The following is an 8417-nucleotide window of genomic DNA, read 5'->3' as shown; positions in this document are numbered from 1 at the left end:
GGCCAGCGCGGGAAATCGCTCCTCGATCGACTTGGACGGCATCGACGCCCCCAGACTCGCGGCCCGACCAGCTCAGCCGGATTCCAAGTAACATACATGAACAGGGTGCGCTCGAGGCGGCCGAGCTCACGCAATGCCCGTGCGAGCTGGCTGGGATTGCGGGAGGCCGCCAGCCGCTTGAGGATTGTTGAGGGAGCGACCGTCCGTGTTTGGATGGAGGCCGCCAGATGAAGCAGGTCATCCCAGTACTCCATGATCAGGCTGGTGTTGATCGGCACGCCGATATGCTCCTGGAGCGCAGGATAGGTCTCCGGCTTCTCGAACGTATGAAGCTTCCGATCCTTGAGATTACGAAGGCGCGGAGCAAATCTCCGGCCTGTCAGGGCAAAGAGACCAAAGACATGATCGCTCGCGCCACCTGTGTCCGTGAAGTGCTCCTGGATATCGAGCTCCGTCTCATGGTCGAACAGACCATCCAGCACGTAGGGAGCCTCGCTCTCGGTGGCGCTGATTGGCAGGATGCTGAAGTAGCCATACTGGTCGGATAAATGGCTGTAGAACTTCGAACCAGGTTCGCTGCCGTAATGCAGGTTGATGTCGCTGCGCTGACCTGCGCGGTCGCTGGCCTGGAAGAATTGTCCATCCGAAGAGGCCGTGGCGCCATCGCCCCACAAAGCGGCATGAGGGTGCTGGGCATGCTGGTCAGTGATGCAAGCCTGGGCTAGTTTGTACGTCTCAGGCCGGGTATGGAAGATCCGCTTCCAGGCGATTTCCTGCGGGCTCACCCCTTTCGAGGCGGACGCCCTGCGCCTGGCGCCGAGATTGGTCGCATCGGCCAGTACCCCGGCCAGCATGGCCGGAATGCTGCGCGGTGGATCCTGGGTACGGATGTGCGTGAACCGATCGGCAAACCCGGTCCAGGCATGAACCTCCATCAGGAGATCAGGCACCTCGATCAGCGGGTACATGTCGGCCAGTTCCCACTTCAACTCCTCGGCAGCGGTGGGCACGTCGCCGGGCAGAGGAGTAACGACGAGTTGCCCGGCCTCAAGCCGGACCCCTTCGAGCTTGCCGTTGCGGGCGCGATAGGCGAGCCGCTTGAGGTTGAAGTCGAGCGTCTGGCGGGCCTCGGAAAGGTAGGTGACGGCATCCTGCGGCACACCGAGCCCGAGATCATCCGAGGCTTTCAGGGCGGCGAAGGCGGGTTTCGGCATCAGCTGCTCGTCCATGGGCCGGAAGGCGTGGCTTCCCTCAACCCAGATGTCGCCGGAGCGCAACCGATCCCGAAGGGCAGCCAGTGTCGCGATCTCATAGAGGCGGCGATCCGGTTTGGCATCCATGAAGATCAGCTTACGACTCTTGGTGCTGAGATGCCCTACTGGCACCCGATCCGGCAATGTGCGCCGGTTTGTTGCATTCAGAGACCGAAGCGTCCCAACGGCTGCCAGCAGAGAGTCATGCCGGCGAGACGAGCAGAACGTAAACGCCTCCAGGAACCGCGCTGTGTACCTGCGGATGGTGTGGTAGCGCTCGGCTGCCAGCAGAAGTGGATTGGGGTCGGCGTCCCGCACCATCGCTTCGACTTCAGGCTGTACCTGTAACAGGCGCTTCCACCCGACTTCATCATCGAGAACGTCGATGGCACTCCGGCCTGTGTCATTGGCTATGACGAGTGCGCGCAGGGTGTCACGGAACAGGCGCAGCACCTTGGTGGTGTCTTGCTGCGCATTCACATAGCGCTGCTTTCGCCGCGCGTTGGCTCGCGCGAAGAGCCGGCCGATCAGCTTGTTGAACATCGTGACGGCCGCGTCTGTCAGCGCCTGTTCGAGGGTGATGGCTTGGGCCACAAGGGTGGCTCGTCGTCTGCGGGTGCCGAAGTCGGCCACCAGCCATGCGGGTGTGACGTCACTCTCTCGCACAATCTGGGTCCATCGCTCCGGATGAATCCGCGCCTGCCGCTGGGGGTCGATCGCCAGTGTGCGGACAAATGTCAGACGGTCCATGAGGCCGATTAGATTGTCGGCGCTAGGCGCATCTGGAGCTGATCGCAGCCATGCAAGCCGGGTCTGCTGGATTGCTGGATCAACAATGAGGAGGGTATCAAGGCTGTCGAGCTGATCCGGTGCTAATCCCTCCAGCAAGGCAGCTTCTGCCCTCTGACGGGCAATGGCGCGCCCGGCGATGCCGATCTTCTCGAGGGCAGCATCCGGCAAGAGCAGAACTCCCCGGCGGCGCAACTCGGTCACGATCGCAGTCATGATTGGTAGACCGCTTTCGGTTGCACTGGCTGCCTCGGCGGCGGCCAGAAGGGCCGCACGACGATCATCCCGCGTCGCAGTCCGGACACCCAGATACTGAGCCAGGCGGCGGCTGTGGGCAAAGCGTGTCCAGATCCGATGCCCATAGCGTGCGAAGGCGCCGGGATCGATCCCCAGTTGTTCCGCCACATAGGCGACCACTGCGGCAGGCGGGGTCTCGCCCGCGCCCGGGATCCTGCCTGGAAAGCGCATCAGGCAAAGTTGGATTGCATAACCGAGTTGATTATGAGGCCGCCGACGAGCCTCGGCCTGTAGGCGATCTTGCGCCGACAGCGTGTAGTGTCGGATCAGGCTTTCCTCATCGTCGGGTATGCCGAGCAGGGCTTGGCGTTCGTCAGGGGTCAGAAGCGTCCGGCGCGCCATACAGGGCCTCCCGTTCTTCAGCATCACCCGTTGTTAGGGCGAGCCTTAAAGGTGCGGAGTTCCGTTGGCCGGTATAGTTGCGCTCCGGTCTGTCCACATAATAGGTCGTGGGTATCGTTACCGTGGTGCCTCGAAGGAGCCTTTGAGCGCGACACGATCCTTGGAGATGTCGAGTATCCCAAGGCCTGCAAATGGGGCTCAATGCTGGCACAAGACGGTGGGTTGCCGGTTCGTTCTACCTTAGCGCTCAATCAGGAACACATCTTGCGCTGCCCCCAATTCGACGGATCTGGTGATGAGGGGTAGGTCCAAAGGATGTCCTGCAAGATGCTCTACGGCAGCATTGGCATACTAGAATTGCTATCCAGCACCCCTGGCGAGGTCATTCCTGCTGGAACCAGCATTTGGGACAGTGGCACCCGCGTTTATGTCTCCTATACGTCGAGCTGTCCCGCGACGATAACCGAAATTCTCGATGAATTTAGCTATGAGTTGCTCAGCCAGTTCGCCGTCGCCTGGCGCGAGACAAGGGTACCGCGCCTGTTGGGAGCAGGGTTTTTAAAGGGGTGCTCACGTGTTTCGCCGAGGGATCAATCTCTGTTGGTACCAGATCCTGCTACCAGGCGTAGGGAGGCGTCGGCTCTTGTGACTTTCGGTTTATCGAAGTTCAGGTTACCGAGCTTCCACGATTGGAGAACGACAACGGCTTCACCAATCGATTTGGGCTTCACACCTCCCTCAGCCGCACGCTGAATGCTCAATGTTTTGCTGCTCCAATCGAGGACCAGGCGGTCTTCCGGTCCAAACCCCACCTCGTCCCACAATTCACGCGGCACGCGGATGGAGGTGTAGAATCGGTCCGGGCGCTTGGCATCTGGAATGGACCGCACCACGACGGGCGCGGATACAGCCTTACCGGTACCATCCGCAGTCTGCTTCGAGCGTCTCTTGTGCCTCACCGGCGCTTTTGCCCCGGATGCCACCAGAAGCTCTGGTTCTGAACTGATTTCGACATCCTGCGGTTCGACAGAGGCAGTCTCTCGCGTGAGCGGTTCTTCAACGTGAGCCGTCTCTTCCACAGGCTGAGATGAGGTTTGGATCGTTCGGATCGCGCTGACAACATCCCGAAGGCCGCCAGAGATCCCTTCTGCGGATTGGGCCATCAGGGGTGGCAGACGTGCGATGGTCTCGATCTGCTGACTTCCAAGAGCCACCAGCTTGCTCACCTGTTCGGCCATGAGCTCCAGGGTGGAGCAAAGGCCTTTCAGATCCGCAGCCATCCCGGTCAGGGCCTGCTCTACCTCGCGTGGCAGGGCAGGGGCTGACACAGCCAGCTGGGACGTCTCCAAAGCGGATGCGCGAGGAGCCTGCACGGGCTTGGATCTGAAGACTTCCGCGGCGAGCGCTTCAGGCTTGCCCAAGTGGCGGGCCAGGATGTCAGCCGTGTCGCGGGACCGCTTGTCTGCTGGGACTGTCAGACGATCCGAATGGTTCGCAGCCTCTGGCGGCCTGTAGCGTCCAGCCTCGTGGAACGAGCGAGGCTGCTGAGTTTCGCGAGGCTTCGCCAGGCAAGCCGGGCACAGGTCATAGCTCCGATCGCGTCCGAGCAGCCATCCCCGATCCTTGAAGTAGCCTTTGACAAGCTCATCACTGGCAGGCTTGCTGGTCTCGTAGGTGTCCGGCTTGTGACACGCCGAGCATCGGGCGGTGAAACGGTACTTGGAGGGGGCTCCACCGGTACGGGTGATCTGCGGCTCGAACTGACGTGCGATGCCCGGCATCCTGCTGGTCCTTTAATGATGTTCAAAAGTTTTCTGAAGGCGCGAAGGTTGAAGGCTCCCGGCAGCCTTCAAGAAAATCATGACACAGAATTGGGAGGCGTTTAGCGCCTCCACTGCGGATTTCCAAGGTGCTGCGACTAAGCATTCTACCTGTCACCAATGCCATCCTGGCAGATAAGCGACCTCGCTGATGCTATCCAGGGTACCTTGCTGAGCTTCCTAAGAAACCTTGCCGTTAGCGACCCATGTCGCACTGAGGTCTCGAACAAGGCCCGATCTGACGGTCGTAGAGAGAGCAGGTGATGGAAGTCTTTGCTGGACCGCCAGGTAAGAGGTGCAGCCTGCGTATCTTGATCAGATGACGTCCGCATACTCGCTGAGTTCTGCAACAGTCTTTGGTAAGCCTTGTGCCTCAAGAATAGCGAGGTAATCCGCTGCGGTCTTTGGAGGATTTCTCAGGCGGGCACGGCAGTTCTTCGCTGCAATCACAACGCCAGCGTGGTTCAACCCGAACTGATAATGCAGAAAGTCATCAGGGTGCTGGAGCTCGATGTTGTATTTTTGAAGGGTCCCAACCGGAAAGTCCTTTAGGTTGAAGGTGACGATGGCATCGGATGCTGAGGCAATGGCTGCCGCCAGCACATGTCTGTCATCAGGGTCTGGGAGCTGAAGGCCCTCAATGAGTTCTTCGTAATCCTCAACAAGGCAATCAAGCACGGCTTGGTTCATGAGGTCTCGGGTCCGCTCCAGCTGTGAGGGGGTCAGGTCCGGCCGTTGCTTGAGGACATTGCGTATCCACTCATCATGGATACGCAATGTCCATTTGGCGCGAAACAGACGCGCGGCCGCAAGCTCAATAAGGAAATCCCGCAGCGGCGCAGGGTAAAGGACACACGCATCGAGCAGGACTGTATAACTGGACGTCTTAATAGCCCATCCCCAGTTCCTGGGACTGAGCTGCAAGCTCGTCCATGGCTGCACCGCGCGCCTCCTCGGCCTGCTTTCTGAAGACTTCCAAGTCGCTGAACTTCACCCGTCGATGCGTGCCCACCATCCGAAACGGGATTTTCCCGTCGTTGAGGAGTTTGACCAGATAGGGTCGTGAGACATTGAGATGGTCTGCGGCCTCTTGGGTGGTTAGCTCTGCATGAACAGGGATGATGGTGACAGCATTCCCTTGCGCCATCTCTGTGAGCAGATGATGCAACAGGTGCGTTGCTGCCCGAGGCAGTGTCAGAACCTTTCCATCATCGAGCTGCACCTTGAGGTTCGCGTCAGCATGCCTGAACGCTGCGAGCATGCGACTGGCTTGGAGCGCCAGTTCCGCATCCTGCGGACTCGGCAGAACAGGTCGTTCGAGCAATGTCGTCATAGCAGGCTCCCTCAGCTCAGAACGTGATATAGCACCCGTCATGATAACTGCAATATTCGAAATAAACGAAATATCCGAAATAGTCATGAACAACGGTCGTGGTTGCCCTTGGTTCCCGGCAGAGGGGTGCTGCTCCGGTTCTACGACAGCAGGAGGAGAGTGGCCTCAACACAGCTCTGAGTAGATCAAGGCCCGAGCGGATACCGCTGGAGCATATCATATTTTGGACGTTATAACATTTCGCATAACAAACATTTTGACAAGAAGTCTGCAGCCGGTGCCGTGGCAGGATCCTCTCACAGGAGGATCTCATGCGGACCAATCAGCGGCTGGCTCAGCTCTGGCAACCGAGCTCGGGGCCTTGGCCGGTACTATCGACACCTACATCGACGATCTGAACTGCTACCTGGTTTGGCTCGACGAGAACAGCTTCAGCCTGGACGATATCGGTTTTGAGCAGATATGGCTCCACAGTCCATTCCTATTAGGGAGGATCGGGCGCTGTAATGATTCCAGGGACATATTTCATCATCGATTCCGGCGCTTTGGACATGGGCAACCGATCATATCTTGCGCCACGCCATCCCCATCGAAGGCGGAAGCCTGAATCACATAGCCTGTCTCGGCATCGGCCCCGTTGATGTCCTGCAGTTGCTCGAACTTCACATCGGATGCGATCAGCGTCAAGCGCGAGGCCTGGCGGGGCATGTGGATAGAGGGGCGCGGCTTCTTGTTGTCCCGATCAGCGACGTTGCCATCGGGCATGGTGCTATCGAACATGCGCCTGATAGTATTTTTGATAAGAAGTCGGTGATTTGATGCTGGCGACGATACGCGGTGACCTTTGAGCCTCTGGGCTGCCGGCCGCACGAGCAACACTGCGAGAAGACGAGCCCTGGTCGTGTCGCGCCAATGGCTCTTAATGATTGAGTCACGAGAATAACCTTATCCTTAGCGTCTCTAAGGCCCGTGTGATGAGCATGTCGGCCCGTCTATTCTGACCCATGAAGGCAGTTGCCTCAGTCGTTGACGTTTCGTTATTGCAGGAGTTCCCATGATCCGGACCTTGGCACCGTTGTTTGGTAACTGGCAGCGGGCTGTGACCGTTATTCTCGGGTTGGGAGCCACTGCAGGATGGGGCATGCTTGCGGTCTCGAGCCAATCCGCGGCTGAAACCGAACGGCAGTTGCAGGAGCGAATCGCCACACTCCAAGACGGCCAAAAGCAGTTGTTGCTGGAGCGGGACCGATCCCAAGTTGCAACCGCGGAACTGGCTCGGCTGCGCATTCAGCTCAGTTCAGCCCAGGATGAGATCGCTCGTCTTGCCCAGAGCCGAACTCAGGCTCAGTTGAAGGTTCCCGCGGACCGGCTGCCGCTTGATGCAAGTTCATCCCCGGCCCGTCTGTCGCAGAACAGCGTATCCCAGACCGGCTCCGTCCGGAGCTTGCCTCCAACTCCGCCGCAGGCGCCACCCCGTCCGGCGCAAGCAGCGCCTACGAAACAAGGTGGTGTCATGGTCGTTCAGGCTGGCGACAGAAAGCGGCAGGAACCGGAGCAGGCTCTAGTCTTGAAGCCTGGAGGATAGGCCTTCAGGCTTTGTCGAGAGCCAGCGTTGAGCTTGCCGACGCTCTTGAGACGCATCCGGGCCATGAGAGGCTGCACTCACTGGTCGATTATACCGCCACCCGGCTCGGGGACGAGGCGCTGGATGACCCCATCTGGGCTTCGCTCGACTGCGTCGTCAATCCATCCGATGCCTAACAATAGCATACAGGGAACCGGCCCGAGATTGCGTCCATTCTCCAGCGCGGAGGGCCAGCGCCGTGAGCCGTCGAAACCGCGCGTAGGACAAGTACGGTCAGCGCTTCTGCGACGGTGATGAGGCTTATGCGGCTGTCCGGTTGAACCACCGGCTGATCAGGCTCGGCCTTTCGGCTGCGACGATGACACTATCCACGCCGGTCAGTCTCCGCGCCGCTTCAAGGTAGGCCTGAGCCGGTGCACTGCCCGGACTGCCCAGGGTCACCGGGGCGCCAACATTGGAACTCAGAAGCACTTCTCCACTCTCTGGGATGATGCCCAGAAGCGGGATGGCCAGGATCTCCAGCACGTTCTCCACCGTCATGATTTCACCGCGCCGGGCTCGGGACGGATCATAGCGAGTGAGAAGCAAATGCTTGTCGATGCGCTGTCCCCGCTCGGCCCTGGCCGTCTTGGCATCGAGCATGCCGATGATGCGGTCGGCATCGCGGATCGAGGATACCTCGGGATTGACCACAACGACAGCCACATCTGCATGCCGCATCGCCAGGGTTGCTCCTTTTTCGATCCCGGCCGGACTGTCGCAGATCACCCAATCGAACTGCTGCCGCAGCTCAGTGATGACGCTCGCGACCCCATCTTCGGTCAGGCTGTCCTTGTCGCGGCTCTGCGACGCTGCCAGGAGAGCCAGCCTGTCGAGGCGCTTGTCGCGGATGAGCGCCTGTGCGAGCTTGGCCTCGTCTCTGATGACATTGATCAGGTCGAAGACCACCCGTCGCTCGGCCCCCATGACCAAGTCCAGATTGCGCAGGCCGACATCAA

Annotated in this window: 7 protein-coding genes; 1 reads left to right on the top strand and 6 read right to left on the bottom strand. The window is 59.6% G+C overall.

The window, feature by feature from the left end; all coding sequences use genetic code 11:
- The 5 genes from ACS5Q1_RS45015 to ACS5Q1_RS44995 form a co-directional block, all read right to left on the bottom strand.
- Positions 1 to 2681 (bottom strand): Tn3 family transposase (locus ACS5Q1_RS45015; protein WP_473104308.1); only part of this gene is annotated, 2681 nt, incomplete at its 3' end.
- A gap of 590 nt (positions 2682 to 3271) precedes the next feature.
- Positions 3272 to 4462, bottom strand: coding sequence for a hypothetical protein (locus ACS5Q1_RS45010; RefSeq protein WP_473104307.1), 1191 nt, complete (start codon positions 4460 to 4462; stop codon positions 3272 to 3274).
- A 354-nt stretch (positions 4463 to 4816) separates the two neighbouring features.
- A complete protein-coding gene (locus ACS5Q1_RS45005) occupies positions 4817 to 5443 on the bottom strand; it encodes a PIN domain-containing protein (protein ID WP_473104306.1) in 627 nt (208 codons plus the stop codon).
- Entirely contained in the window at positions 5388 to 5921 is a 534-nt protein-coding gene (locus tag ACS5Q1_RS45000) for a helix-turn-helix domain-containing protein (protein ID WP_473104305.1), read from the bottom strand. Before ACS5Q1_RS45000 ends, ACS5Q1_RS45005 begins: the two co-directional genes overlap by 56 nt.
- Positions 5922 to 6362: 441 nt before the next feature.
- Positions 6363 to 6599 carry a hypothetical protein gene (locus ACS5Q1_RS44995; protein ID WP_473104304.1) on the bottom strand — a complete coding sequence of 79 codons (237 nt, stop codon included), beginning with the start codon at positions 6597 to 6599 and terminating at the stop codon, positions 6363 to 6365.
- Positions 6600 to 7430: 831 nt separating this feature from the next.
- Between ACS5Q1_RS44995 and ACS5Q1_RS44990 the strand changes: the two genes are divergently transcribed.
- Positions 7431 to 7595, top strand: a complete 165-nt coding sequence (locus ACS5Q1_RS44990; protein ID WP_473104303.1) for a hypothetical protein — start codon at positions 7431 to 7433, stop codon at positions 7593 to 7595.
- A 124-nt stretch (positions 7596 to 7719) separates the two neighbouring features.
- Here the strand turns inward: ACS5Q1_RS44990 and minD are convergent.
- Positions 7720 to 8417 (bottom strand): septum site-determining protein MinD (gene minD, locus ACS5Q1_RS44985; protein ID WP_473104302.1); only part of this gene is annotated, 698 nt, incomplete at its 5' end.

Source organism: Microvirga sp. GN3 (assembly GCF_055792825.1).
The sequence above is the reverse complement of the archived record's forward strand: the minus strand, read 5'-3'. Positions and strand labels throughout refer to the sequence as shown.

Coding starts and splice junctions, on each gene's coding strand:
- ACS5Q1_RS45000 (WP_473104305.1), bottom strand. CDS start 5,921: ATGACTATTTCGGATATTTCGTTTATTTCGAATATTGCAGTTATCATG.
- ACS5Q1_RS44995 (WP_473104304.1), bottom strand. CDS start 6,599: ATGCCCGATGGCAACGTCGCTGATCGGGACAACAAGAAGCCGCGCCCC.
- ACS5Q1_RS45010 (WP_473104307.1), bottom strand. CDS start 4,462: ATGCCGGGCATCGCACGTCAGTTCGAGCCGCAGATCACCCGTACCGGT.